Genomic DNA, 25,802 nt, shown 5'->3' with positions numbered 1-25,802 from the left:
CCCCCGCGGAGCTTGGCCGAGAACCGCCGGTGAACGGGTCCGAACACCCCCGCCCCGCCGGTCGGGCACCGCCCGCGGCACCCGGCTCCCGCCCCCTCCGGCACCGCCGGCGCACCCCACCCCGGCCCGACCGGGGAGCGCCTAGGCGCGGGCCGCCGCAGCGCATAGCCTCGGGGGATGACCAGTGAACCGCTCTCCTTCCCACGCCAGCACGCCCGCACCCAGCGCTTCACGCTGGGCGCCCCCAGGGCGTTCACGGTCTCGCCAGACGGCGAGCGCATCGCCTTCCTCCGCTCCGCCTCCGGCACCGACCGCTCGCACCGGCTGTGGGTGCTGGACACCGGGACCGGCCGGGAGCGGGTGGCCGCCGATCCGGCGGAGCTGCTGGGCGGCGCCGAGGAGCGGCTGACGGCCGCGGAGCGCGCCCGCCGGGAACGCAGCCGGGAGGGCTCCGCCGGGATCGTCGGCTACGCCGTGGACGCGGCGGCGGAGGTGGCCGCGTTCGCCCTCTCCGGGCGGCTGTTCACCGCGGAGCTACGGGTGGGTACGGCACGGGAGTTGAGGGTGCCGGGGCCGGTGCTCGACCCGCGTCCCTCTCCCGACGGCCGGCATATCGCCTATGTCACCGGGGGCGCACTGCGGGTCGCCCCGGTGACCCCGGACGCCCCCGACGCCCCCTCCGCGGACCGGGCGCTCGCCGAACCGGAGGGCGAGCACGTCTCGTACGGTCTGGCCGAGTTCATCGCGGCGGAGGAGATGCACCGCAGCCGCGGCTACTGGTGGTCGCCGGAGTCGGACCGGCTGCTGGTGGCGCGGGTGGACGACGCGGCGGTGCGCCGCTGGTGGATCGCGGACCCGGCCCGCCCGGACCGGGAGCCGGCCGAGGTGGCGTACCCGGCGGCGGGCACCCCCGATGCCGAGGTGCGGCTCTTCGTGCTGGGCCTGGACGGCGGCCGGACCGAGGTGGAGTGGGACCGGGCCCGCTACCCGTATCTGGCGCAGGTGCACTGGTCGTCTTCGGGTGCGCCGCTGCTGCTGGTGCAGGCGCGGGACCAGCGCAGCCAGCTCTATCTGGCGGTGGATCCGGCGGACGGTTCGACCCGGATGGTGCACGCCGACGAGGACCCGGTGTGGCTCGATCTCTTCCCCGGGGTGCCGTGCTGGGCGCCCAGCGGACGCCTGGTCCGGATCGCCGACGAGGGCGGGGCCCGGGTGCTGTCGCTGGGCGACCGGCCGCTCACCGGGCCGCAGTTGCATGTGCGGGCGGTGCTGGATGTGGGCGAGGACGATGTGCTGGTCTCGGCCTCCGCGGGGGCCGCGGCGGCCGAGCCGGAGACCGGAGAGATCCATGTGTACCGCGTCAGCGAGCTGGGGACGGAGCGGCTCTCGCGGGAGCCCGGAGTGCACTCGGCGGTGCGCTCGGGCGCGCTGACCGTACTGGTGTCGTCGGCGCTGGACCGGCCCGGCGCCTCGGTGCGGGTGCTGCGGGACGGCAAGCGGATCGCCACCGTCGCCTCCGGCGCCCAGCGCCCGGTACTGACCGCGCGCCCGGTGCTGACCGAGGTGGCGGTCGTCCCGGAGGGCGGCGAGGAGGCCGCGTCCGCCACCGGAGCGGACGAGGACGGCTCGTACCGCATCCCGTGCGCGGTGCTGCTCCCCTCGGACTACCGGGAGGGCGACGGCCCGTTGCCGGTGCTGCTCGACCCGTACGGCGGGCCGCACGGGCAGCGGGTGGTGGCCGCGCAGAACGCCTATCTGACCTCTCAGTGGTTCGCCGAGCAGGGCTTCGCGGTGGTGGTCGCGGACGGCCGCGGCGCCCCCGGCCACTCCCCCGCCCGGGAGAAGGCCGTCCACCGCGACTTCACCCGCACCCTGGACGACCAGGTCGCGGCGGTACGGGAGTTGGCCACCCGCTTCCCGCTGGACCTGGGGCGGGTCGGGATCCGCGGCTGGTCGTACGGCGGCTATCTGTCGGCGCTGGCGGTGCTGCGGCGGCCCGATGTGTTCCACGCGGGGGTGGCGGGCGCCCCGGTCACCGACTGGTCGCTGTACGACACCCACTACACGGAGCGCTACCTGGGCCATCCGGCCTCGGATCCGGCGCCGTATGTGCACAGTTCGCTGGTGCACGAGGGGGAGCTGGTGGAGCCGGGCGAGCAGCACCGGCCGCTGATGGTGGTGCACGGGCTGGCCGACGACAACGTGGTGGTGGCGCACTCGCTGCGGCTGTCGTCGGCGCTGCTCGCGGCGGGCCGCCCGCATGAGGTGCTGCCGCTGTCCGGGGTGACCCATATGACCCCGCAGGAGCAGGTGGCGGAGAATCTGCTGCTGCTCCAGGTCGACTTCCTCAAACGCTCCCTGGACCTGAAGTAGGCCCCGCCGCCGGGGAGTTGTCCGCCACCGCCTCCGCCGGCACCACCTGCTTCTCCTCGGCGAAGTGGCAGGCGGAGGGGTGCTCGGCGGGCTGCCCGCTGCCGCGGAACCGCTGAGGCACCGCCAGCAGCGGAGTCTCGGCGGCGCACCTGTCCTCCGCCTTCCAGCAGCGGGTGCGGAAGCGGCAGCCCGACGGCGGATCGGCGGGCGAGGGCACATCCCCGCTGAGGATGATCCGCTCCCGTGCCTCCCGTACCGAGGGGTCGGGCACCGGCACCGCGGACAGCAGGGCCTGGGTGTACGGGTGGCTGGGGTGCTCGTAGATCTGCTGGTCGGTGCCGGTCTCGACGATCCGGCCGAGGTACATCACGGCGACCCGGTCGGAGATGTGCCGGACGATGGACAGGTCGTGCGCGATGAAGAGGTAGGAGAGGTCGAACTCGCTCTGGAGCCGGTCCATCAGATTGATGACCTGCGCCTGTACGGAGACGTCCAGCGCGGAGACCGGCTCGTCGGCCACGATGATCTCGGGGCGCAGCGCCAGCCCGCGGGCGATGCCGATGCGCTGGCGCTGTCCGCCGGAGAACTGGTGCGGATACCGGTTGATGTACTCCGGATCGAGCCCCACCACGTCCAGCAGTTCCCGCACCCGCTGGCGCCGCGACCCCTTGGGCGCCACCTCGGGGTGGATCTCGTAGGGCTCGCCGATGATGTCGCCGACCGTCATCCGCGGGTTGAGCGAGGTGTACGGGTCCTGGAACACCATCTGGATGTTGCGGCGTACGGCTTTCAGAGCGCGGCCGGAGAGCTTGGTGATGTCCTCGCCCCGGTAGCGGACGGTGCCCGCGGTGGGCTGTTCCAGATGGACCAGGAGCTTGGCGACGGTGGACTTGCCGCAGCCGGACTCCCCGACGATGCCGAGGGTCTCGCCGTGCCCGAGGTCGAAGTCGACGCCGTCCACGGCCTTCACCGCGCCGATCTGCCGCTTGACCAGGACGCCCTGGGTGAGCGGGAAGTGCTTGACCAGGCCGCGTACTTCGAGGACGCGCTCGCGGCGGGTGGGCGGGGTGAGCGGCGCGGGCTCGGCGGTGGTCTCAGCCATCGAGGGTCTCCCTCCAGAAGTGGCAGGCGCTGTACCGGCCTTCACCGTCCCCGGACACCCGGTGGAGCGGGGGTTCCTCGCTGGTGCAGACGTCCCGCGCGAGGGGGCAGCGGGGGTGGAAGGCGCAACCGGGCGGGATATGCGCCAGGTTGGGCGGCAGCCCCTTGATGGCGAAGAGTTCCTGCCCCTTCTGGTCGAGCCGCGGAATCGACTCCAGCAGGCCCTTGGTGTACGGGTGGGCGGGCGCCCGGTAGATGTCGTGTACGGGCGCCCGCTCCACGATGCGCCCGGCGTACATCACCGCGATCCTGTCCGCGACATCCGCGACCACCCCGAGGTCGTGGGTGATCAGGATGAGGCCCATGTTGTACTCGCGCTGGAGCTCCGCCAGCAGGTCCATCACCTGGGCCTGCACCGTCACATCGAGCGCGGTGGTCGGCTCGTCCGCGATGATCAGATCCGGCTCCAGCGCCAGCGCCATGGCGATCATGATCCGCTGCCGCATCCCGCCGGAGAACTGGTGCGGATAGTCCGCCACCCGCTGCGCCGCCGCCGGGATGCGTACCCGCTCCATCAGTTCGATCGCCCTGGCCTTGGCGTCCTTGCGGGAGGCGCCCTGGTGGACGCGGAACATCTCGCCGAGCTGGAAGCCCACCGAGAGGACCGGGTTGAGGGAGGACAGCGCGTCCTGGAAGATCATCGCCATCCTGGCGCCGCGCAGCCGGCGCCGCTCCTCCTCCCGCATCCGCAGCAGGTCCCGCCCCTGGAAGAGGACCTGCCCGCCGGTGACCCGGCCGGGCGGGATGTCGAGGATGCCCATCACGGCCTGCGCGGTGACGGACTTCCCGGAGCCGGACTCGCCGAGCACGGCGAGCGTCTCCCCCGCGTCCACGCGGTAGCTGACCCCGTTGACGGCGTGGGTGGTGCCGTCCCTGGTGCCGAACTCGACGTGCAGGTCCCGTACTTCGAGCAGTGCGGCGGTGCCGGCGCCCTCGGTGGCGGGCTCGGTCTCCACGGTGGTCATCGGGGTTCCTCCCGGTCGGGGCCGCTCACCGCAGCTTGGGGTCGAGGGCGTCGCGCACCGCGTCGCCGAGCATGATGAAGGCGAGCACGGTGACCGCCAGCGCACCGGCCGGCCAGAGCAGCATGTGCGGGGCGTTGCGGATGTTCGGGGAGGCGGCGGAGATGTCGATGCCCCAGCTCACGGTGGGCGGCTTCAGCCCGACCCCGAGGTAGGACAGGGTGGCCTCCAGCGCGATGTACGTACCGAGGGCGATGGTCGCGACGACGATGACGGGGGCGATCGCGTTGGGCGCGATGTGCCGCAGCAGCATCCGGCTGTTGGAGGCGCCGAGGGCGCGCGCCGCCTGTACGTAGTCGTTCTGCTTGGCGGTGATGACGGCGCCGCGGGCGATCCGGCAGATCTGCGGCCAGCCCAGCAGCACGATGAAGCCGACCACCGGCCACACCGTGGAGGAGGTCACCACGGAGAGCAGCACCAGGCCGCCGAGGACGACGGGGATGCCGAAGAAGATGTCGGTGATCCGGGACAGCACGGCGTCCGGCCAGCCGCCGAAGAAGCCGGCCAGCCCGCCGAGTACGGAACCGAGGAGGGCGACGCCGAGGGTGGCGCAGAGGCCGACGGTGACGGAGGCGCGGGCGCCGTGCACGGTGCGGGTGTAGACGTCGCAGCCCTGCCCGTCGAAGCCGAAGGGGTGGCCGTCGCCGGGGCCCTGCTGCGCCTTGGACAGGTCGCAGGCCAGCGGGTTGCCGGGGGCGATGAGGCCGGGCCAGACGGCGATCAGCACCAGGAAGGCGATGACCAGCCCGGAGATGAGGAAGACCGGGTTGCGCCGCAGGTCGTGCCAGGCGTCGGACCAGAGGCTGCGGGGTTTCCCGCCGCCACCGGGGCCGCCACCGGGGCCGCCTTCGAGGGTGCCGGCCTCCTGGGTGGCGAGGTCCATGGCGCCGCCGGCCCCGGTGGCGGCGACGGCCGAGTCGTCCGGTGGCCCGGGGGACTGCCGGGTGTCAGGCATAGCGGATCCTCGGGTCGAGTACGGCGTACAGGAGGTCGACGACCAGGTTGGCCGCCAGGAAGACCAGGACGAGTACGGTCACGAAGCCGACCACGGTCTGGCTGTTCTGGCGCAGGATGCCCTGGTAGAGCTGGAAGCCGACGCCGTGGATGTTGAAGATGCGCTCGGTGACGATGGCGCTGCCCATCAGGAAGCCGATGTCGGTCCCGATGAAGGTGATGACCGGGATCAGCGAGTTGCGCAGCAGGTGCCGGGTGATGACGCGGTGCCGCGGCAGGCCCTTGGCGATGGCGGTGCGTACGTAGTCGGCCCGCCGGTTCTCCGCGAGGGAGGTGCGGGTGAGCCGGGTGATGTAGGCGAGGGAGACGGAGGCCAGGACGAGGCCGGGGACGAGGAGTTCGCCGACGGCCGCCTCGGTGGAGACGGCGGGTCTGATGAGGCCCCAGCGGACGCCGAGCAGGAGTTGCAGCAGCAGACCGGTGACGAAGGTGGGCACCGAGATCACCACCAGGGTGGTGATCAGCACGCCGGTGTCGACGGGACGGCCCCGGCGCAGCCCGGTGGCGACACCGAGGCTGATGCCGATGACGATCTCGAAGACGATGGCGATGAGGGTGAGCCGGATCGTCACCGGGAAGGCGTTCGCCATGAGTTCGGTGACGGGCTGGCCGTTGAAGGCGGTGCCGAAGTCGCCGGTGAAGACGTTGCCCATATAGGTCAGGTACTGCCGCCAGACGGGCTGGTCGAGGCCGAGGTCGGCTTTCAGCCGGGCCGCGGTCGCCGGGTCGCACTGGCGCTCCCCGCAGAGCCCGGCGATCGGGTCGCCCATCACATTGACCATCAGGAAGATCAGCAGGGTCGCCCCGAGGAAGACCGGGACCATCTGGAGCAGGCGCCGGATCACATAGCGTCCCATGGAGCCCTCCTGGCGTGACGTGGTCAACTCGCGATCCGGGGCGGGGTGTTGGGGTCCGTCCCGGGTGCGGCGGCCGGGGGTGTGCCCGGCCGCCGCCGGGGGTCAGCTCTTGACCTTGATCTCGTTGAAGACGGGCACGCTGAACGGGTTGAGCTGCACATTGCTGACGTTGTCCGAGTAGCCGGCGCTGCCGTTCTGGTACCAGAGCGGGATGGCCGCCATCTCGTCCCGGACCACGCCCTCGGCCTGCTGGAACTTCTTCATCGCGGCCGCGTTGTCGGACTGGCCGTTGGCGGAGTCGATCAGCGAGTCGAACTGCTTGTTGGACCACTTGCCGTCGTTGGACGAGGCGTTGGTGTAGTAGAGCGGCTGGAGGAAGTTCTGGATGAGCGGGTAGTCCATCTGCCAGCCGGCGCGGAACGGGGCCGTCATCTTCTTCCCGCTGATCTTGTTGCGGAAGTCGGCGAAGGTGCCGGTGGGGGCGCCGACGCAGGCCTTGTCGTTGCCGAGGGAGTTGTTGATGCTGTTGCAGACGGCGTCGATCCACTCCTTGTGGCTGCCGGTGTCCGCGTTGTAGGCGACGGTGACCTGTCCGCCGGGCAGTCCGCCGCCCTCCTTGACGAGCTTCTTCGCCTCGGCCGGGTTGTAGTCGCACCACTTGCCGCAGAGCCCGGACTGGTAGCCGCCGTCGCCGCCGAGGACGGGTGAGGTCCAGTCGGTGGCGGGGGTGCGGGTCTTCTGGAAGATCGTCTGGGTGATCTGCTTGCGGTTGATGGCCATCGACAGGCCCTGTCGGACCTTCTTGGCGCCGGGGGTGTTCCAGTTCTGGTCGTAGAACGGGAAGGACAGGGTCTGGATGATGCCGGCCGGGGTGTTGAGGTAGCGCCCGCTGAGGTCGCTGTTGACGTTCTTCAACTGGGAGACCGGCACATCGTCCACCAGGTCCAGATTGCCGGCGGTGAGGTCGGTGTAGGCGGTGTTGTTGTCGGTGTAGACCTTGAGGTCGACGCCCTCGTTCTGCGCCTTGTCCGCGCCGGGGTACTGGTCCCACTTGCGCAGCGACATCTGGCTGCCGCGGGCGTACGACTGCACGGCGTAGGGGCCGTTGCCGACGGGCTTCTTCAACCAGGCCGCGTGGTCGGTGAAGAAGGCGCTGGGCAGCGGGGAGAACGCGGCGTAGCCGAGGGTCTTGGGCCAGGTGGAGAACTTCTGGTTGAGCTTGACGGTGAAGGTGTCCGGCCCGGTGACCCTGAGCCCGGAGAGGGTGTCGGCGGTCTGCTTGCCGGTCTCGGGGTGGACCTTGTCGTAGCCGTCGATGTAGCCGAAGAAGTAGGCGTTCTTCTGGTTGTTCTTGAGGCCGGCACCGTAATTCCAGGCGTCCACAAAGGACTTGGCGGTGACCTTCTCGCCGTTGGAGAAGGTCCAGCCCGGTTTGAGGGTGACGGTGAAGTTCTGCGAGTCACTGCTCTCAATCTTGTCCGCGAGGGCGTTCTCCGCCTTGCCGGTCCGCGGGTTGTAGCGGACCAGGCCGCGGAAGACCATGTCGAGGACCTTGCCGCCCTGCACCTCGTTGGTGTTGGCGGGTTCGAGGGGGTTCTGCGGGTCACCCCAGGAGGACCGTACGATTCCGGAACCGCCTCCGCTGCTCCCGCTGCCGCCTCCACCGCAGGCCGTCGCGGTGAGAGCGACGGCTGCCGCGGCGGCGGCCCACTTGGCGTGCGTGGCTCCACGCATGGGTGTCTCCTCAGCTACCTCGCGTACAAAACGCTACTTGTCGCCAAATATCGCCTTGCATTGCGGTGCGCGCATATCCAGCCGACCCATCCGGAGGAGCCGGGTGCCGGGCTGAGGAGCCTGCTATCGGATCGGTGGGGCCGGGTCGGTGGCGAGGCGGGCGTGGAGGTGGGTGTCGTGGTAGACGCCCGGCACGGTGGACGGCAGGAAGCCCCGCATCACGCCCTCGGGGAGGAAGCCGCAGCGCTGGGCGACCCGGCAGGAGGCCTCGTTGGCCATCCCGTGCCCGAGGTCGATCCGGTGCAGGCCCAGCGGCCCGAACGCCCAGCGCACGGCGAGTTCCACGGCCCGGGTTACCACTCCGCGGCCGCGGGCGGACGGCAGCAGCCAGTAGCCGACCCCGGCGTGGCCCAACTGCCGTACCACCTGGTGCAGATCGACGCTGCCGAGGACCTCGCCGGTGGCGGCGTCGGTGACGCAGTAGGGCACCAACCGGCCCGAGGCGAGGTTCTCGGCCCGCTTGGCGATCCAGTCCAGGGCGTCGCGCTCGTCCATGGTGCTCGGCGGGCCGACCGACCAGCGCTGGACCTCCGGATCGTTCATCCCGCTCAGCACGGCGGGCACGTCCTCGTCCCGCCAGGCCCTCAACCGCAGGCCGTAGCCGTCGAGTTCGGACCAGGGCAGGGCCTCGGACCCGTCGGTGCCGGTCATCTCTCCCCCTCGGGGCGGTCGTTGGGACCGGAACCGGTCAACGGCTCGGCGGGGGCGACGAGTTCGGCCTCGAAGCCGTCGCGGTTCTCCAGATAGGCGGCGCGGTGCCCGGGGCCGCCCGCGTAGGGGTGCCGGTCCGGGAACATCAGCCGCCAGCCGTGCGCGGGGGCCTCGGCGACCAGGGCGTCCAGCGCGTCGGCGTCCGGCAGCTGGAAGGCGAGGTGGTTCAGGCCCGGCCGCATCCGGTCATGCCCGCCGGGACGCTGCGCCGGGGACTGCTCCAGCACCAGATACGTCGCCCCGCAGCGCCAGCTCACGCCCGCCGCCCAGTCCTGGTACGGCCGCCAGCCGAGGCGGTCCAGCAGCCAGCCCCAGTCGGCGCGGGCCCGCTCCAGGTCCGGCACCCACAACTCCACATGGTGCAGCGACATCGTGTTCGCACTCCCGGTCGACGAAAAGGCGGGGTCCCGGCACCGTGGGGCTTGGTGCCGGGACTCCCTCAACTCAGTACCTCAGCGCGGTACTTGGCCCGCTGTAGGTCACACCGCGGAGACGACGTTCTTCTCCTCCGCGAAGTGGCACGCCGACTCGTGTGCGACCGGCGAGTCCTCGCCGCGGAACCGCTCCGGCACCGCCAGCAGCGGTGTCTCGGAGGCGCACTTGTCCTCCGCCTTCCAGCAGCGGGTGCGGAAGCGGCAGCCCGACGGCGGGTTGGCGGGCGAGGGCACATCACCGGCGAGGATGATCCGCTCCCGGCCCTCCCGGGCCTCCGGGTCCGGCACCGGCACCGCGGACAGCAGCGCCTGGGTGTACGGGTGGGTGGAGTGCTCGTAGATCTGCTCGTCGGTGCCGATCTCCGCCATCCGCCCCAGGTACATCACACCGACCCGGTCGGAGATGTGCCGGACGATGGACAGGTCGTGCGCGATGAAGAGGTAGGAGAGGTTGAACTCGTCCTGGAGCTTCTCCATCAGGTTGATGACCTGCGCCTGCACCGACACGTCGAGCGCGGAGACCGGCTCGTCGCAGATGATGATCTCCGGGTTGAGCGCGAGGCCGCGGGCGATGCCGATGCGCTGGCGCTGGCCGCCGGAGAACTGGTGCGGATACCGGTTGATGTACTCCGGGTTGAGCCCGACCACGTCCAGCAGTTCCTGGACCTTGGCCCGCCGGTCGCCCTTGGGCGCGACCTCGGGGTGGATCTCGTAGGGCTCGCCGATGATGTCGCCGACCGTCATCCGCGGGTTGAGCGAGGTGTACGGGTCCTGGAACACCATCTGGATGTTGCGGCGCACCGCCTTCAGGGCGCGCCCGGACAGCCTGGTGATGTCCTGGCCCTTGTAGAAGATCTCGCCGGCGGTGGCGGTCTCCAGCATCATCAGCAGCTTGGCGACGGTGGACTTGCCGCAGCCGGACTCGCCCACGATGCCGAGGGTCTCGCCCTGGTACAGGTCGAAGGTGATCCCGTCGACGGCCTTCACGGCGCCGACCTGCTTCTTGAAGATGATGCCCTGGGTCAGCGGGAAGTGCTTGACCAGATTGCGTACCTGGATGATGGGCTCACCGCGGTCGACCTCGGCCTCCAGGGCCTTGACCGCCTCTGCCTCGGTGGCGGCGTCGACCGTCTCCACCTCGGTCACACCGGGCGTCGCGTCCTCCGCGGCAGCGCCGGACTTCGAGAGCTTGCCGGTCTCAGCCATGGATCGTCTCCTTCCAGAAGTGGCACGCCGAGCCGCGGCCGGCGATCTCGGTGCCGTCCGACTCGGTCACCGGGACCAGCGGCGGGAGGTCGGTGCGGCAGATGTCCTGCGCCACCGAGCAGCGCGGGTTGAAGGCGCAACCGGAAGGAATCTTCTGCAGGTTGGGCGGCAGGCCCTTGATGGCGAAGAGCTCCTGGCCCTTCTGGTCGAGCCGCGGGATCGATTCGAGCAGCCCCCGGGTGTAGGGGTGCGCGGGGCGCTTGTACAGCTCGTGCACGGGCGCGGTCTCCACGATCCGCCCGGCGTACATCACCGCGATCTTGTCCGCGACGTCCGCGACCACGCCGAGGTCGTGGGTGATCAGGATGAGCCCCATGTTGTACTCGCGCTGAAGCTCCGCCAGCAGGTCCATCACCTGGGCCTGCACCGTCACATCGAGCGCGGTGGTCGGCTCGTCCGCGATGATCAGATCCGGCTCCAGCGCCAGCGCCATGGCGATCATGATCCGCTGCCGCATCCCGCCGGAGAACTGGTGCGGGAAGTCCCCCACCCGCTCCCTGGCGGCCGGGATGCGCACCCGGTCCATCAGCTCGATCGCCTTGGCCTTGGCGTCCTTGCGGGAGAGGCCCTGGTGGGTGCGGAACATCTCGCCGAGCTGGAAGCCCACCGAGAGGACCGGGTTGAGGGAGGACAGCGCGTCCTGGAAGATCATCGCCATCTTGGCGCCGCGCAGCTTGCGCCGCTCGCTCTCGTCCAGGGTCAGGATGTCCTGGCCCTGGAAGAGGATCTGGCCGCCGGCTATCCGTCCGGGCGGGCTGTCCAGGATGCCCATCACGGCCTGCGCCGTCACGGACTTGCCGGAGCCGGACTCACCGAGCACGGCGAGCGTCTCCCCGGCGTCCACGCTGTAGCTGACACCGTTGACGGCCTTGGTCACGGCGTCCCGCAGCTTGAACTCGACGTGCAGATCGCGCACTTCGAGCAGCGGAGTCGTTCCGGACGCCCCCCGGTCGACGGGGGCGGTCTCGACGCTGGTCATGCCATCACCTTCGTCTTGCTTGCTCACGTTGGGTCGACTCACGGCTGCCTCACCGGAGCTTCGGGTCGAGTGCGTCGCGCAGACCGTTGCCCAGCAGCACGAAGCCCAGGGCGGTGATGACGATGGCCAGGCTCGGGTACGTCCACAGGTAGTCCTTGACGCCCATGAAGTCCTTGCCGGCGGCGATCATGTTGCCCCACTCGGCCACCTCGGGCGGCACACCGACACCGAGGTAGGACAGCGAGGCCTCGGCGACGATGGCGATACCGACGTTGCTGGTCGCGTAGACGAGGACGGCGGAGATCGAGTTGGGCAGGATGTGCCGGCGGATGATCCGCGGACCGTCCGCCCCGAGCGCCTTGGCGGCCTGTACGTAGTCCATCTCGCGGACCGACAGGACCTGGCTGCGGAGCAGGCGGGCGAAGGTGGCCCACTGGAAGATACCCAGCGAGAGGACCACCGGCAGCACCCCGCGACCCATCAGCAGGATGATCACGATGGCGCCGATGAGCAGCGGGAAGGCGAAGAACACGTCCGCGACGCGCATGATCACGGTGTCGGTGAACCGGCCGAAGTAACCGGCCAGCGCGCCCAGCACGATCCCGATGACCGCGGCCACCAGGATCGAGGCGAGACCCACGACGACGGCGATCCGGCTGCCGTAGATCAGCCGGGAGAACTGGTCCCGGCCGAGTGCGTCGGTGCCCAGGATGTGCCCGTTGCCGGGCGCCTGGAGGGTCTGGGTGAGGTTCTGCTTCAGCGGGTCGAACGGCGCGAGCACCGGGGCGAGCAGCGCCACCAGTACCAGCACGAAGACGATGGCGAGGCCGACGACGGCGAGCTTGTTCGCTACGAAACGGGCCCGGATGTCGGCCCACTGGCTGACGCGCGCAACGCTGGGTTCGGCGGACGGAGGCGCGGCGGGATCGGCCGCCGTCGGCTCCCCCGTGCCCGTGGCGAGTTCGGTCATGGTGTGACTCCTATTCGGGGCGACCCAGCGGGGTCAGGCGAGGCGGATGCGCGGGTCGAGAGCGGCGTACAGCAGGTCGACGATCAGGTTCAGCAGGACGAAGATCGCCACACTGATCGTCACCACCCCGACGATGATGGGGTTGTTGTTCTGCTGGATCGCCGTGATCAGCGCCAGTCCGATGCCGTCCCAGTTGAAGATCGTCTCCGTGATGAGCGCTCCACCGAGGAGCACGCCGAAGGAGATACCGAGATAGGTGATGACCGGGATGACGGAGTTCCGGAGGATGTGCCGGAAGAGCACCGTGCTCTTCGAAAGCCCCTTGGCCACAGCGGTCTTGACGTAGTCGGCGCGCAGCACTTCGAGCATGGTGCTCCGGGCGAGCTGGGCCACGAGCGCCGCGTCGATGATGGCGAGGGTCAGCGCGGGCAGGATCATCGACCTGACCCCGCCGTCCCCGATCAGCGGGAACCAGTCGAGCTGGATCACGAAGATGCGCTGCATGATCATGCCAAGCACGATGGAGGGGACACCGATGGCCATGGTGGTCACAAAGGTGACCGACACATCCCATACCGAGTATCTCCGCATCGCGGCCACCACACCGGCGAAGATGCCGATGATGATGTCGAAGACCATCGCGGTGACGGCCAGCTTGGCCGTGTTGACGAGCTTGGGACCGAGGATCTCGGTCACCGGCCTGCTCTGTGTGTAGTCCTGGCCCAGGTCGCCCTTGGCCAACTTGCCCACATACATGCCGTACTGCGCGTAAAGGGGCTTGTCCAGCCCGTACTGCTTGTGCAGTTGCTCGATGACCGCGGGGTCACGCGCCTTGTCGCTGCCTGCGATCTGTCCCACCGGATCGCCCGGCAGGACGAACAGGCAGGCGAACAGCACCATCGTCGCGCCGAGCACGACCACGACGAGCTGGCCCAGCCGGCGGACCACATACCTTCCCATGACTTGCCTCTCTACCTCGCTGCCGCATCCCGAGCAGCACCCTCGCCCCGAAGTGTGTGTGGGGGGTTAGGGGTGGGGGGCGGGAGGGCGGATCGCGCCGCTCCCGACGGTCGCCGGGGGCCGCGCCACCTGAGTCCGAACTCAGGCACCACGGCCCCCGATTCAGACGCCGCTGACGCGGCCGCCTGTCACTTCAGGCTGAGCTCGGCGAGGTTCGGGTCCTCATGGAAGTCCATCTTCATGTTGGTGAACTTCTTGGTGTTCGCCAGACGGAGCTGCGTACGGTTCCAGAGCGGGATCAGGGCCTGCTCGTCCAGGGCCAGCTTCTCCGCTTCCTTGTAGATCGCGTTGCGAGCGGCCTGGTCCTTGGTGCCCCGGGCCTTCGACAGCAGCGCGTCGAACTTCTTGTTGCTGTAGCGGCCGCGGTTGTCACCGGTGACCTTGCCCGCGTCGTCCTTGTTGATGGACGCGGTGTCCAGCAGCGGGTACAGGAAGTTGTCCGGGGTCGGGTAGTCCGCGCCCCAGGCGAAGCGGTACGCGCCGGTGGCCTTCGGGGCCTGCTGGTCGGCGAGGAGCTGCGCGAACGGCTGGCCCTTCGACTTCACCTTGACGCCGAGCACCTGCTCAAGCTGCTGCCCGACGGCCTGCACCCACTCCTCGTGGCCCGCACCCGTGTTGTACGCGATCGGGAGGGTGGTGCCGGGCTTGAGGCCGGCCTCCTTCGCCAGCTGCTTGGCCTTCGCCTTGTCCTGCTTGACGCAGGACGTGCACAGGTCCTTCTGGTACACGTCCTTGAAGACCGGCGGCAGGATCGTCGTCGACTTGGTCTGCATGTTCTGGAAGACGCCCTTGATGATGGCGTCCCGGTCGATCGCGTAGGACACCGCGAGGCGCGCCTTGGCGTCCTTCAGCGGGCCGTTGTCGGTGATCGGCAGCAGGTAGTTCATGCCGTTGGTGTCCTGCTCGATCCACTCACCCTGCGGCTCGTACTTCGACTTGGCCGCGGGGAGCTGCGGGACGGGCATACGCGCCCAGTCGAACTGGCCCGACTGGAAGCCCTGGTACTCCAGCGTGACACCGTTGTTGGAGTTCAGGATGGAGATCTGGACCTTGTCGAGCTTGGCCTTCTCCAGGCCGTAGTCGTCGTTCCGGACCAGGGTGATCGACTTGTTGTGCTCCCACTTGCCCTGCATCTTGAAGGGGCCGTTGCCGATGGGAGCGGCGTTGAACGCCTTGTTCTTCGCGTCACCGGCGACCTTGGGCACCGGGCTGAAGACGGTGTGCGTGGTCTTGATGTCGAACTCGAAGTCAGGCTCGGCGAGTTGGACCTTCAGGGTGGAGGCGTCGGGCGCCGAGAGGCCCTTCATCTCGTCGGTCTTGCCGGACTGCACCTCCTTGAAGCCGTCGATACCAGCCATGTGGTACGCGACGTCGGAGGCGGCCTTCTTCTGGGCCACGCGGTTCCAGCCGCGGACGAAGGCGGCGGCGTCCACGTCCTCACCGTTGCTGAACTTGGTGCCCTTCTTGATGGTGAAGGTCCAGGTCTTGCCGTCGCCGCTGACCTTCTTCGAGGTCGCGAGCCGGGGGATGACCTTGCCGTCGGCGGTCGGCTCGTACAGACCCGTGAAGAGGTTGTCCGTGACCAGGATGCCTTCCGACTCCTGGGCGTTGTAAGGGTCGATGGCGACCGGCTCGGTGATGCCGAGCTTGAAGGTGCCGCCGGCCTTGCCGGCGCTCTCCTTCTTGCCGCCGTCTCCGTCGTCGCTGCCGCCACAGGCCGTCGCAGACAGCGCGATGATTATCGCCCCCGCGACCCACTTGGCGCTCTGGGCACCACGCATGGGTTCCTCCTCATGAGTCCACTTGTTCACTGCAAGAGGGGGCACCGTTCGCTTCTCCGCCACCCCTGACGTCGAAGATCAAAGTGCCCCAGTGTGGCCCGAGAGTCGGCGCTCCCCACAGCGCGTGACCCATTGACCCGAGCTCTACCGGCTCAACTATCAGCCATGGGCTACGAGCCGACCACAGTCTTTTGGTTGCGGTTCGATCACACCTCGCGGCTACTTCTTCCAAAATCCGGACAAATCGATCCGAGATAGATGGTTGCGAAACGGACGTGTTACATATCTATCGGTCACGACTGTCCGCAATCCGGACGCACGGGTGAGGTAAATGAGTTGCGCTGCAGTCGGGGAATCTGCATCAACCCGACCCGGCGTACCGCAGAGCAGATCACCCGCGGGGTCCACGCAGCGTAGCGTGAATGACGCGCGTAGACCAGGGGTCGAATTTCGGCCAACACCGTTGCGGTTCCGACCTGTTCGGGCATCCCATCGGGTCCGGCGCGGGAGCCGGCCAGAGCGAATCCCCCACAACACCGCAGGCCCGGCCCCCGCCACCCGGTGAAGGGGGACGGGGGCCGGGCCCGGCCGGTAGCGGCCTCGGTCAGCCGTGCTTGGCGCGGGAGGCGGCGCGGGCGCGCTCGCGGGCGTCCAGGTTGACCTTGCGGATGCGGACCGCCTCCGGGGTCACCTCCACACACTCGTCGTCCCGGCAGAACTCCAGGGACTGCTCAAGCGACAGCTTCCGCGGCGGCACGATCGACTCGGTCACATCGGCCGTGGCGGACCGCATGTTGGTGAGCTTCTTCTCCTTGGTGATGTTGACGTCCATGTCGTCGGAGCGGGAGTTCTCCCCGACGATCATGCCCTCGTACACCTCGGTGCCGGGCTCGGTGAAGAGGACGCCGCGCTCCTGGAGGTTGGTCATGGCGAACGCGGTCACCGCGCCCGAACGGTCCGCCACCAGCGAGCCGTTGTTCCGGGTGCTGAGGTTCCCGAACCAGGGCTCGTGCCCCTCATGGATGGAGTGCGCGATACCGGTACCGCGGGTGCTGGTGAGGAACTCGGTACGGAAACCGATCAGACCGCGGGACGGCACCACGAACTCCATCCGGACCCAACCGGAGCCGTGGTTCGACATGTTGTCCATCCGGCCCTTACGGACACCCATCAACTGGGTCACGGCCCCCATGTGCTCCTCGGGGACGTCCACCGTCATCCGCTCCACCGGCTCGTGCAGCTTGCCGTCGATCTCGCGGGTGACGACCTGCGGCTTGCCGACGGTCAGCTCGAAGCCCTCCCGGCGCATGGTCTCCACCAGGATCGCCAGCGCCAGCTCACCGCGGCCCTGCACCTCCCAGGCGTCGGGGCGCTCGGTGTCCAGCACCCGCAGCGAGACATTGCCGATCAGCTCGCGGTCCAGCCGGTCCTTGACCTGGCGTGCGGTCACCTTGCGGTCCTTGACCGCGGCCTTCGCCTCGGCGCCCTTGCCGGTGCCGCCACGGCCGACCAGCGGCGAGGTGTTGGTACCGATGGTCATGGAGATGGCCGGTTCGTCGACGGTGATCAGCGGCAGGGCGACCGGGTGCTCCGGGTCGGCCAGCGTCTCGCCGATCATGATGTCGGGGATACCGGCGACGGCGCAGATGTCACCCGGCCCCGCCTTCTCGGCGGGCTTGCGGGTGAGCGCCTCGGTCATCATCAGCTCGCTGATGCGGACGTTGGCCATGCTGCCGTCCCGCTTGATCCAGGCGACGGTCTGCCCCTTGCGCAGCTCGCCCTGCTCGACCCGGAGCAGCGCGATCCGGCCGAGGAAGTTGTCCGCGTCGAGGTTGGTGACATGCGCCTGGAGCGGCGCCTCCTCGTCGTAGGAGGGGGCCGGCACATGCGAGAGCAGGGTGTTGAAGAACGGCTCCAGATTGGAGCTGTCGGTGGGGACCGTGCCGTCCTCCGGCTTGGTCAGCGAGGCGACGCCGTCCCGGGCGCAGGCGTAGACGATCGGGAACTCGATCTGGTCCTCGTCGGCGTCCAGGTCGAGGAAGAGGTCGTAGGCCTCGTTGACGACCTCGTCGATCCGGGAGTCGGGGCGGTCCGTCTTGTTGATGCAGAGGATCACCGGCAGCCGGGCCTGGAGTGCCTTGCGCAGGACGAACCGGGTCTGCGGGAGGGGGCCCTCGGAGGCGTCGACCAGCAGCACCACCGCGTCCACCATCGACAGCCCGCGCTCGACCTCGCCACCGAAGTCGGCGTGGCCCGGGGTGTCGATGATGTTGATGGTGATGGGCTCCCCGCCGTCCTTGGGGTGGTACTTCACGGCGGTGTTCTTGGCCAGGATCGTGATGCCCTTCTCACGCTCCAGGTCGTTCGAGTCCATCATGCGGTCGTCGAGCTTGTCGGCGGCGTGCTCGGCGAACGCGCCCGCCTGCTTCAGCATGGCGTCGACGAGGGTGGTCTTGCCGTGGTCGACGTGGGCGACGATGGCGACGTTGCGAATGTCGTGACGCGCGATGGTGCCAGCCATATTGTGGCGCTTCTCCCGGAGTAAGTGATCGGCTGCGCGTACCGCTGTCGGTTGGTACGCGCGCCCCGCCGGGCTGGACACGCCACGGCCTCACCCCATGTTACGTGGCCGCCGGGACCACGGCCCGCGCGGGCCGGTCAGTCCTCCTCGTCGCCACCCTCCTCGGACTCCCCCGACGCCTGGTCCGAGGGCTTCGCGGAAGGCTTCGCGGAAGGCGCCGAGGCGGACGGCGACGGGGCCCGCGAAGGACCGGACGCCCCGGACGGCGAGGAGGTGGCGGCGGGCGAGGTGGAGGTGCTCGGAGCCGGACCGGGACGGGCCCCGGACTTCAGAAAGCCCATGTCCGCGTAGTCCGGCGACTGGAATCCCCAGGCGCCCGCGTTGACCAGATTGCCCTTGGCGGCGACCAGCTGCGGCCGCTGGTAGAGGGGGATGGAACCGGCCTCGGCCCAGATCCGGGTGTCGGCCTTGCGCACCAGGTCCCGTTCCTTCTTCGGGTCCAGCTCGGTCAGCGCCTGGTCGAAGATCTGGTCGATGTGGTCGGTGCCGACCCGGGTGTAGTTCTGCTCCACGTTGAGCGAGCCGTCGGCGGCCGGCACCGGCTTGGCGAAGATGGGGCGGCCGTCGGTGGCGGGGTAGGCGGAGGCGGGCCAGGAGTAGAGCGCCATGTCGTAGTCTCCGGCCGCCACATGGTCCTTGAAGTAGCTGTCGTCGGCGACCTTGGCGATCTCGGTGCGGATACCGATCTTCGTCAGCATCCGGGAGATGCGGTCCCCGACCGTGCGCAGCGACTCCGAGCCCGGCCCGGACGGGAGGACGAAGCGCAGGGTGAGCGGCTTGCCGTTCTTGGCGAGCACCCCGGCGGAGGTGCCCGGGTGGGCCGCGGCGTCCTTCGAGGGGGAACCGGAGTGCGGGGCGGCGGTGCCCTCGGGGGCGTACGCGCCGGGCATTCCGCCGCGGTCCAGATGCTGCTGCCGGTTCTTCCCGTCGTCCCCGCCGTCGTCCTGCTTCTCGTCCTTCTTCTCGTCCCTCTTCTCGGCCTTCTTCTGGTCGGCCTTCTCCTCGTCGGCCTTCTTGTGGTCGGCCTTGCCGCCGTCGGCCTCGCCGCCCGCGGCGTTACCGGCCTTCTTCTCGTCCTTCTCGCCGGCCTTCTTCTCCGCGCTGTTCTGCTTGTCCGCGGTGGCCGGGCCGCCGTGCACCCAGCCGGCGTCGGTGAGCAGGGCCTGCGCCTCCTTGGTGTCCTGCTTGCCGAGGGCGCCGCTGCCGTCGGCGTACGCCTGCTGGCCGGCCAGGGCGAGATGGCTGCCGACCGGACGGGCGGGCAGGCCGAGGGGGCTGAGGACGAGGCGGGCGAGGTCGTGCCGGTCGAGGGCACGGGCCACCGCGCGCCGTACCCGCTCGTCGGAGAGCGGTCCTTCGGAGCCGTTGAGGGCGAGCTGGGTGTAGGCGGGTTCGAGGGACTTGCGCAGGTTGTAGCGGCGCAGGTCCTTCTGCTCCTCGGTGAGCGGCTTCATCTGCCGGGGGTGGGCGCGGGCCTCGGTCCTGTGGTCCTCCCCCTCGCCCGCCGCCCCGGACCGCTGCGAGCCGGGCGCCCCGCTCGCACTGCCCCGTCCGGGAGCCGGGGTGCCCGCGGGACCGCCCGCGCGCGCGGCCTCGCTGATACGTCCCGCCTGCTGCGCGGAGACATCGGCGAGGTCGATCCGCCCGGCCCGCAGCGCGGCCATCCGCTTGTCACCGGAGACCGAGCTGAGGACGATCTTGTCAAGCTTCGCGGGCGTCCCCCACCAGCGCGGGTTCCGCTTCAGTACGACCTGGCCGGCGTCGGTGTCCACCTTGTCGAGGGCGAACGGGCCCGCGGCGAGCTTGAGTTGGCGGCGTGCCCCGTCGTTGAAGGCGTCCGGCGAGGACATGACCTCCTTGGGGTAGAGCGGTGAGAAGAGGGAGCGCCAGTCCGCGTACGGCTTGCTGAAGGTGACCTGCACCTCCAGGTCGTTGCCGCCGCGTTCGATCTTCTCGATCCGGTCGTAGCCCGCGTTGCGCGCGGTCCAGTACGCGGAGTTCCTGCCGGAGAGGGCGCGCCACTGGGCGGCGAAGTCGGCGGCGCCGATCTCCCGCCCGTCGCTCCACACCGCCTGCTGGCTGAGCTGGTAGCGGACGACCTGCTTGGGCTTGGTCTCGACGACCTTCGCGGACCGCAGGTAGTCGGTGTCGCGCTGCGGCTGCCCGTTGGAGTCGAGCCGGAACATGGTGGGCAGTACGGCGCCGACGACCCGGGAGGTGGTGTCGTCGGCGTCGGCCTGGAAGGCGTTGAGGGTCTGGGGCACCGAGTCGGCGGCCCAGCGGAGGGTGCCGCCGTCGGCGATCCGGTCGCGGGCGGTGGACGCGATGTCCTGGGCGGCGGCCGGGGGTCCGGGCTTCTCGTCGGAGCTGCATCCGGCCAGGCACGGCACGGTGAGTACACCCGCGGTCAGGAATGCGGCAGCACGCAGGACCGGGCGCAGTCTGACGCCGTCGTGGGACATCTCTGGTACCTCCGGGGCCTGCCCGGCCATCGCCTCACGACGTACCGGGTTGTTCACGTTTGGCGGTATATGGAGCTGATCACATCTATCGCCCACTGAAGGTGACCGTTCGATCCGTTCGGGTCCAGACACGCACCGCTGCCACAGAAGCCCACCCGTGCGGCGCAACAAAGGGAACGGGCGTTCGAAGAGGTCGGAGGCTGCTAGGCCATGTCGTTTGGATCTCCGTGGCGTCGCGGGCCCTGGCACGCACTCTCGCTGCACCGGCCGAACACCCAAGTACGTCCAGTACGAGGACGTCCGGCCGGCACACCGAGAGCACGCACCAGAACCCGCTCCTTCCACCACGGAGATCCAAACGACACGGCCTAGGGCAGCCAGCCGTCTCGGTAGTCGTGCCAGTCCTGCTCGCGGGCGGTGAAGTCGACGTAGAGGGCGAGGCCGAAGTGTTCGCGGGTGCGGTCGGTGCGGCTGAGGCCGAGGCGGGCGCCGCGGATGGCGGCCCGGACCGTCTCGGCCGAGCCGCGGTGGCCGAAGGTGTCCTCGCGGAAGAACGGCATCCCCATCAGCAGATCGGTGCTCTCGGGAGTGGCCTCCAGCGCGAGCGCGGTCTGCTGGGCGACGTATCCGCCGTAGAGGCTGGGGAGTTGCATTCCCGTGTCGTAGGACATGACGGCGATCTGGTCGACTCGGCGGGCGACCTGGCCGAAATAGGACTGCGACCAGTACTTGGGGTGGTCGAAGAGGGCGCTGCCCGCGGTGTGCAGGCCGGGCAGCGGGTCGATCTGGTGGGCGGCGACGGAGAGCAGGGCGTGCCGGGACCGGGTGAGTGACCGCAGCCGGTCCAGCAGGTCCAGGTAGTCGCGGTCGCCGGAGTGCAGCGGCTCCAGATCGAAGTGAGCGCCGTTGAAGCCCGCGTCGAGTACCTGGGCGGTGGCGGTCAGGATGCGGGTGCGGACGGCGCGGTCGGTGAGGTGCATCCCGTCGGGCGTCTCGGTGGCGAGCTTGTCGCCGAGCCAGGCCTGTACCCGTACGCCGGGCAGTGCGCGGTGGACGGTGCGGATCAGCCAGGCGGCGCGCGGGTGGCGGCGCGCGGGCAGGGTGCCGTCGTGCTCCAGCGGTCCGGTGTGGACGTACAGGTCGCGGATGCCGGTGCCGCGGAGGCGGGCGGCGAGGGCGCGTACATCGGACTCGGTCCTGCGGCCGTCGACCCAGGCGTGCCCCAGCCAAAAGGCGTCCCTGGTACGGGACTTGGTGCCGTCGGCCGGGGTGCCGGCGTAGTTGGCGCGCAGCGAGATCGCGGCGGCGGCGGTCGGCAGGAGCAGGATCAGCGCCAGGGCGAGGGCCGCGCGTTTGGGCCATTTCAGGCGCGGGTGGCGCCAGTTGCGGCCGAGGCGGGCCGCGGCGCGTCTGCTCCGGGCGCGCAGGCCGCCCCGTTCCGACTCCGTGGTCCCCACCCTCATGGAGTGCAGCGTACGGTCCTGTGGGTGGCACCCCGTCAGAAGAGGCTGAGCAGGGCCTCGGTGGGGTCGGCGGGGCCCTCGCCGCTCTTGGGCAGGGCGAGTTCGAACCAGACGGTCTTGCCGTGGGGGGTGCGCCGGGAGCCCCAGGCGGCGCTGAGCAGTCCGACGAGTTGCAGGCCGCGGCCGCCCTCGTCGGTGTCGCGGGCGCGGCGGCGGCGGGGCTGCACCAGGCCGGCGTCCCACACCTCGCACACCAGGGTGCTGTCGAGCAGCAGCCGCAGCCGGATGTCGCCCTCGCCGTAGCGGAGGGCGTTGGTGACGAGTTCGCTGACGAGCAGTTCGGTGGTGTCGGCAAGGGATTCCAGGTCCCAGGCGGCGAGTTGGTCGCGGGAGAGTTCGCGGGCCCGGCCGACGCTGACCGGTTCCCTGGGCAGGGTCCAGTCGCCGACCGAGTTCTGCGCCAGGCCCTGCATACGCGCCATCAGCAGGGCCACGTCGTCCTCGCCGTGGCGGGTGTAGAGGCTGCCGAGGACGTGGTCGCAGACGTCCTCCAGGGGGCGGGCCGGTTCGGTGAGGGTGCCGAGGAAGGCCTGGAGGCCCTCGTCCAGGGGGTGGTCGCGGGATTCGACCAGGCCGTCGGTGTAGAGGGCGAGCAGGGAGCCCTCCGCGATCTCCACCTCGACCTCCTCGAAGGGTTCGCCGCCGACGCCGAGCGGCATTCCGGGGGGTACGTCCAGCATCAGCGCGCTCTCGCCCGGTTCGACCAGGACGGGCGGCAGATGCCCGGCGTTGGCGAAGGTGCAGCGGCGGGTGACGGGGTCGTAGACGGCGTAGACGCAGGTGGCGAGGTAGACCTCGGAGAGGTCGGCGTCGGTCGCGCCGCTCGCGGGGGTGCCGCCGCCGGTGCGCCTTCGGGCTCGGGGGAGGGTGGCCTGCGGGATGCCGCCGGGGGTGCCGAGGCCGCGGGCGATCTCGTCCAGGGCGGAGAGGACCTCGGCCGGTTCCAGGTCGAGCAGGGCCAAGGTGCGTACGGCGGTGCGGAGTTCGCCCATGGCGACGGCGGCGCGCAGGCCGCGGCCCATGACGTCGCCGATGACGAGGGCGGTGCGGTGGCCGGGGAGTTCGATGACGTCGAACCAGTCGCCGCCGACCTCGGTGGCCGCGTTGCCCGGCAGATAGCGGCAGGCGATGTCGAGCCCGGCGGCCTCGGGGGCGCCGGGCGGCAGCAGGGAGCGCTGGAGGATGAGGGCGCGTTCGTGTTCGCGGCGGTAGAGGCGGGCGTTGTCGATGCAGACGGCGGCGCGGGCGGCGAGTTCGGAGGCGAGGGCCCGGTCGCGTTCGCCGAAGGGCTCGCTGCCCTTGGTCCTGGCGAACTGGGCGAGGCCTATCACGGTGTCGTGGGCGACCATCGGCACCGCGAGGGTGGAGCGGATCAGGCCGCCGTCGGCGGGGAGTTGGCGGGAGCGCGCGGTACGCAGGGCGTCGGCGCAGGGCGAGGCGAACGGGTAGCGGTGGACGGCGCCGACCTCGACCGGTTCCGGTCCGAAGGGCACATCGGCGACGGCGCTGGCGAAGGCGACCCGGCGCAGCGGGGCGCTGCCGGTGCCGGACGCGGTGTCCTCCCACTGCCCGGACCGGCCGGGCGGGGTCTCGTCGCCCTTGAGGAGGCCCTGGAAGAGGTCGACGGAGGCGATGTCGCAGAAGCCGGGGACGGCCACGTCGAGGAGTTCGCGGGCGGTGGTCTCCAGGTCGAGGGAGTTGCCTATGCGGGCGCTGGCCTCGTTGAGCAGGGCCAGATTGCGGCGGGCGTGAGCGGCTTCGCGGGCGGCGGCGTGCCGGCTGGTGACGTCGGTGCCGAGTCCGGCGACTCCGATGGGCGCGCCCGAACCGCTGTGCACCCGGTAGAGGTTGAGGGACCAGTGGCGGCGTTCCGCGGAGCCGGGGACGGGGCCCACGAACTGCATGTCGGTGGCGGACTCGCCGGTCTCCAGGACGCGGCGCAGCGCGGCGGCCAGCCGGTCGGCCTCGGGCCGCGGCAGATAGTCGTGGACGGTGTGGCCGCGGTGCTCCTCGGCGTCGCCGCCGAAGACCGCGGCGAAGCGGCGGTTGACCCGCCGTACCCGCAGCGCGGTGTCGAACAGCAGGAAGCCGAACGGGGATTGGCCGAAGATGGCCTGCGAGGCGGCGAGGTCGGTCTCTATCCGCCGCAGGGCGCGTACGTCGACCACGATGCAGACGGCGCCGCGGCGCCCGTCCTCGGTCCTGGTCGGCATCAGATAGACCTCGGCGACGCCTTCCAGGCCGCCGGGGTGCTGCCCGGAGGAGGGGAGGTGGAAGGGCACGGTGCCGGTCCACTCGCGGCCGTCGAGGATCTCGGCCATCTTGCGCTGGCCGTCGGCGCGATGCCCGGCGGGCACGAACGACTCCAGCGGGTCCCGGCCGACGGCCTGCTCGGCGGGGACCCCGAAGAGTTCCTCGGCGCGGCTGCTCCACTGGTCGACGAGTCCGTCGGGACCCAGCGAGAAGGAGGCGACCCGTACATAGTCGTAGAGCGATCCGGGCGGGCTGGTCTGCCAGGCGGTGTCGCCCGCCTTCTGCCAGCGGACATCGCCAGCCTGGTGTGCGGCCTCGGCCCCGGGTCCGCCCGACGGGTCGTCGGACCGACCCTCGGCAGACGCCTTCGCTGGTATCTCGCGCACGCGAACCGTCCCCTCCAGCTCACCACGTCCGGCACCGGTCAACGGGTGCGGATGCCCCGCAGTATCCAGCACTACCGCCCCGCGCGACACGGTGTTCACGATCACAGACCGGTCGCGACCTCATTCCGGCCGGTCCCAGCCCGGCACTTCCTGTCTTCTAACCAGGCAGAGGCAGCTCGAACCACACCGTCTTGCCCTCGGGGATGCGGCGGGTGCCCCAGCGCCGGGTGGCGTGCGCGACGAGTTGGAGGCCGCGGCCGTTCTCGTCCTCGGGGGTGGCGGGGCGGGCGCGGGGCGGATCGGGCAGCGGGTCGGAGACCTCCACCACGAGATTGCCGGGGCGTACGACGGGGAGGACCAGGCGGACGCCGATGGGGCCGGAGGCGTGCCGCAGTGCGTTGGTGACCAGTTCGCTGACCAGAAGGACGGTGGTGTCGCCGACCGAGTCGAGGTCCCAGTCGGAGAGCTGGCTGCGTACGGCGGCGCGGGCGGTGCGTACGGCACCGGGGTCCGCGGGAAACGTCCACTCGACGCAGTCCCCGGCCGTGTCGATCACGCCGATCACTTCCCAGAGCGAGCAAATGGGGACAAAAGGTGAATACCCGCCCTGCCCCCGGGCTCAATCCCCGGATCCCGGATGAATGTCCTATAAGCCCGTGACGTAAGCCTGTGACGCCGAGTCAGCGGCTGCCGGCGGCGGTGACGTGCTCGACGCGGTACAGCCGGGCGCCTGCGGCGGCGTCGAGGCTGTCGGCTATGCGCTGAGCCTCGGCGCGGGTGGCGTAACTGCTCACGCGGTAGCGGTATCCGCTGCCGTCCTGCCGGATCACATGCCAGACCAGGGGCGCCGTGCTCTCGCTCATCGCACCTCTCCCCCGCCCGTCCCGAATCCACCGTCGGCCGCCCCGTCCGCGGGGATCTCACACACAACCGCACTCCGCATATGCCCGAGCGTACGCCCGACCTTCACGCAGCGGATACGGAATTACACAAAGAGGTACACCGAGAGGGAGAAGTACCCGGCCACGAAGGGGGATTACGGACGCGGAGGGGTACTCGCGGGCGGACCTCGCCCGGACTTCCGCGCGGCCTGCGCACACCACGGCGGCGCCGGTCCGCGCGTATGGCCCGGGGCCCCGGGGGGTTGGGGGAGCGGGTGGGGTGCGCGGGCCGGCGGGGCAGGGCCGCGACCCCCCCCCCAGCCCGGGGGGGGGA

At 70.3% G+C, this 25,802-nt stretch carries 19 protein-coding genes; 1 reads left to right on the top strand and 18 read right to left on the bottom strand.

Annotated elements, in window-relative coordinates:
• The first annotated feature begins 177 nt into the window (after window positions 1-177).
• Window positions 178-2,373 (top strand): prolyl oligopeptidase family serine peptidase, encoded by a 2,196-nt coding sequence (locus ACFVST_RS05770; protein ID WP_390147221.1) that lies wholly within the window; start codon window positions 178-180, stop codon window positions 2,371-2,373.
• On the opposite strand, the gene ACFVST_RS05765 is transcribed toward ACFVST_RS05770, so the two are convergent.
• The 18 genes from ACFVST_RS05765 to ACFVST_RS05680 all read right to left on the bottom strand — a co-directional run bounded on the left by ACFVST_RS05765 (window position 2,348) and on the right by ACFVST_RS05680 (window position 25,450).
• The gene (locus ACFVST_RS05765; protein ID WP_390147219.1) at window positions 2,348-3,475 is read right to left on the bottom strand and encodes an ABC transporter ATP-binding protein; all 1,128 of its coding nucleotides are present in this window, start codon (window positions 3,473-3,475) and stop codon (window positions 2,348-2,350) included. The two genes, ACFVST_RS05770 and ACFVST_RS05765, sit on opposite strands and share 26 nt — an antisense overlap.
• Window positions 3,468-4,499 (bottom strand): ABC transporter ATP-binding protein, encoded by a 1,032-nt coding sequence (locus ACFVST_RS05760; RefSeq protein WP_390147218.1) that lies wholly within the window; start codon window positions 4,497-4,499, stop codon window positions 3,468-3,470. The genes ACFVST_RS05765 and ACFVST_RS05760 overlap by 8 nt, the downstream gene beginning before the upstream one ends.
• A 25-nt stretch (window positions 4,500-4,524) precedes the next feature.
• Window positions 4,525-5,511 (bottom strand): ABC transporter permease, encoded by a 987-nt coding sequence (locus ACFVST_RS05755; protein ID WP_390147216.1) that lies wholly within the window; start codon window positions 5,509-5,511, stop codon window positions 4,525-4,527.
• Window positions 5,504-6,427 carry an ABC transporter permease gene (locus ACFVST_RS05750; RefSeq protein WP_390147214.1) on the bottom strand — a complete coding sequence of 308 codons (924 nt, stop codon included), beginning with the start codon at window positions 6,425-6,427 and terminating at the stop codon, window positions 5,504-5,506. Before ACFVST_RS05750 ends, ACFVST_RS05755 begins: the two co-directional genes overlap by 8 nt.
• Window positions 6,428-6,529: 102 nt before the next feature.
• Window positions 6,530-8,161 carry an ABC transporter substrate-binding protein gene (locus ACFVST_RS05745; RefSeq protein ID WP_390147212.1) on the bottom strand — a complete coding sequence of 544 codons (1,632 nt, stop codon included), beginning with the start codon at window positions 8,159-8,161 and terminating at the stop codon, window positions 6,530-6,532.
• Window positions 8,162-8,284: 123 nt separating this feature from the next.
• Window positions 8,285-8,872 (bottom strand): GNAT family N-acetyltransferase, encoded by a 588-nt coding sequence (locus tag ACFVST_RS05740; protein WP_390147210.1) that lies wholly within the window; start codon window positions 8,870-8,872, stop codon window positions 8,285-8,287.
• On the bottom strand, window positions 8,869-9,303 hold the full coding sequence (locus ACFVST_RS05735; protein ID WP_390147208.1) for a VOC family protein: 435 nt from the start codon (window positions 9,301-9,303) through the stop codon (window positions 8,869-8,871). Before ACFVST_RS05735 ends, ACFVST_RS05740 begins: the two co-directional genes overlap by 4 nt.
• A 108-nt stretch (window positions 9,304-9,411) precedes the next feature.
• Window positions 9,412-10,572, bottom strand: coding sequence for an ABC transporter ATP-binding protein (locus ACFVST_RS05730; protein ID WP_390147206.1), 1,161 nt, complete (start codon window positions 10,570-10,572; stop codon window positions 9,412-9,414).
• A complete protein-coding gene (locus tag ACFVST_RS05725) occupies window positions 10,565-11,611 on the bottom strand; it encodes an ABC transporter ATP-binding protein (protein WP_390147205.1) in 1,047 nt (348 codons plus the stop codon). The genes ACFVST_RS05730 and ACFVST_RS05725 overlap by 8 nt, the downstream gene beginning before the upstream one ends.
• A gap of 49 nt (window positions 11,612-11,660) precedes the next feature.
• Entirely contained in the window at window positions 11,661-12,581 is a 921-nt protein-coding gene (locus ACFVST_RS05720; RefSeq protein ID WP_390147203.1) for an ABC transporter permease, read from the bottom strand.
• Window positions 12,582-12,614: 33 nt separating this feature from the next.
• Entirely contained in the window at window positions 12,615-13,541 is a 927-nt protein-coding gene (locus tag ACFVST_RS05715; RefSeq protein WP_390147201.1) for an ABC transporter permease, read from the bottom strand.
• 188 nt (window positions 13,542-13,729) lie between these two features.
• Window positions 13,730-15,382, bottom strand: a complete 1,653-nt coding sequence (locus tag ACFVST_RS05710; protein WP_390147199.1) for an ABC transporter substrate-binding protein — start codon at window positions 15,380-15,382, stop codon at window positions 13,730-13,732.
• Between the two features lie 604 nt (window positions 15,383-15,986).
• Window positions 15,987-17,903 carry a translational GTPase TypA gene (typA, locus tag ACFVST_RS05705; protein ID WP_390147197.1) on the bottom strand — a complete coding sequence of 639 codons (1,917 nt, stop codon included), beginning with the start codon at window positions 17,901-17,903 and terminating at the stop codon, window positions 15,987-15,989.
• Window positions 17,904-18,040: 137 nt separating this feature from the next.
• A complete protein-coding gene (locus ACFVST_RS05700) occupies window positions 18,041-20,425 on the bottom strand; it encodes an ABC transporter substrate-binding protein (protein ID WP_390147445.1) in 2,385 nt (794 codons plus the stop codon).
• Window positions 20,426-20,793: 368 nt separating this feature from the next.
• A complete protein-coding gene (locus ACFVST_RS05695; protein ID WP_390147195.1) occupies window positions 20,794-21,888 on the bottom strand; it encodes a hypothetical protein in 1,095 nt (364 codons plus the stop codon).
• A 35-nt stretch (window positions 21,889-21,923) separates the two neighbouring features.
• The gene (locus tag ACFVST_RS05690; protein WP_390147193.1) at window positions 21,924-24,587 is read right to left on the bottom strand and encodes a SpoIIE family protein phosphatase; all 2,664 of its coding nucleotides are present in this window, start codon (window positions 24,585-24,587) and stop codon (window positions 21,924-21,926) included.
• Window positions 24,588-24,744: 157 nt separating this feature from the next.
• Window positions 24,745-25,152 carry an ATP-binding protein gene (locus ACFVST_RS05685; RefSeq protein WP_390147191.1) on the bottom strand — a complete coding sequence of 136 codons (408 nt, stop codon included), beginning with the start codon at window positions 25,150-25,152 and terminating at the stop codon, window positions 24,745-24,747.
• Window positions 25,153-25,267: 115 nt separating this feature from the next.
• Window positions 25,268-25,450, bottom strand: a complete 183-nt coding sequence (locus tag ACFVST_RS05680; protein ID WP_390147189.1) for an SPOR domain-containing protein — start codon at window positions 25,448-25,450, stop codon at window positions 25,268-25,270.
• Window positions 25,451-25,802 lie beyond the last annotated feature (352 nt).

Origin of the sequence: Streptomyces sp. NPDC058045 (assembly GCF_042885635.1) — a bacterium.
Taxonomy (GTDB): Bacteria; Actinomycetota; Actinomycetes; order Streptomycetales; family Streptomycetaceae; genus Streptomyces.
Note: the sequence above shows the minus strand (reverse complement) of the source record. Positions and strands in the feature narration are given on the sequence as shown.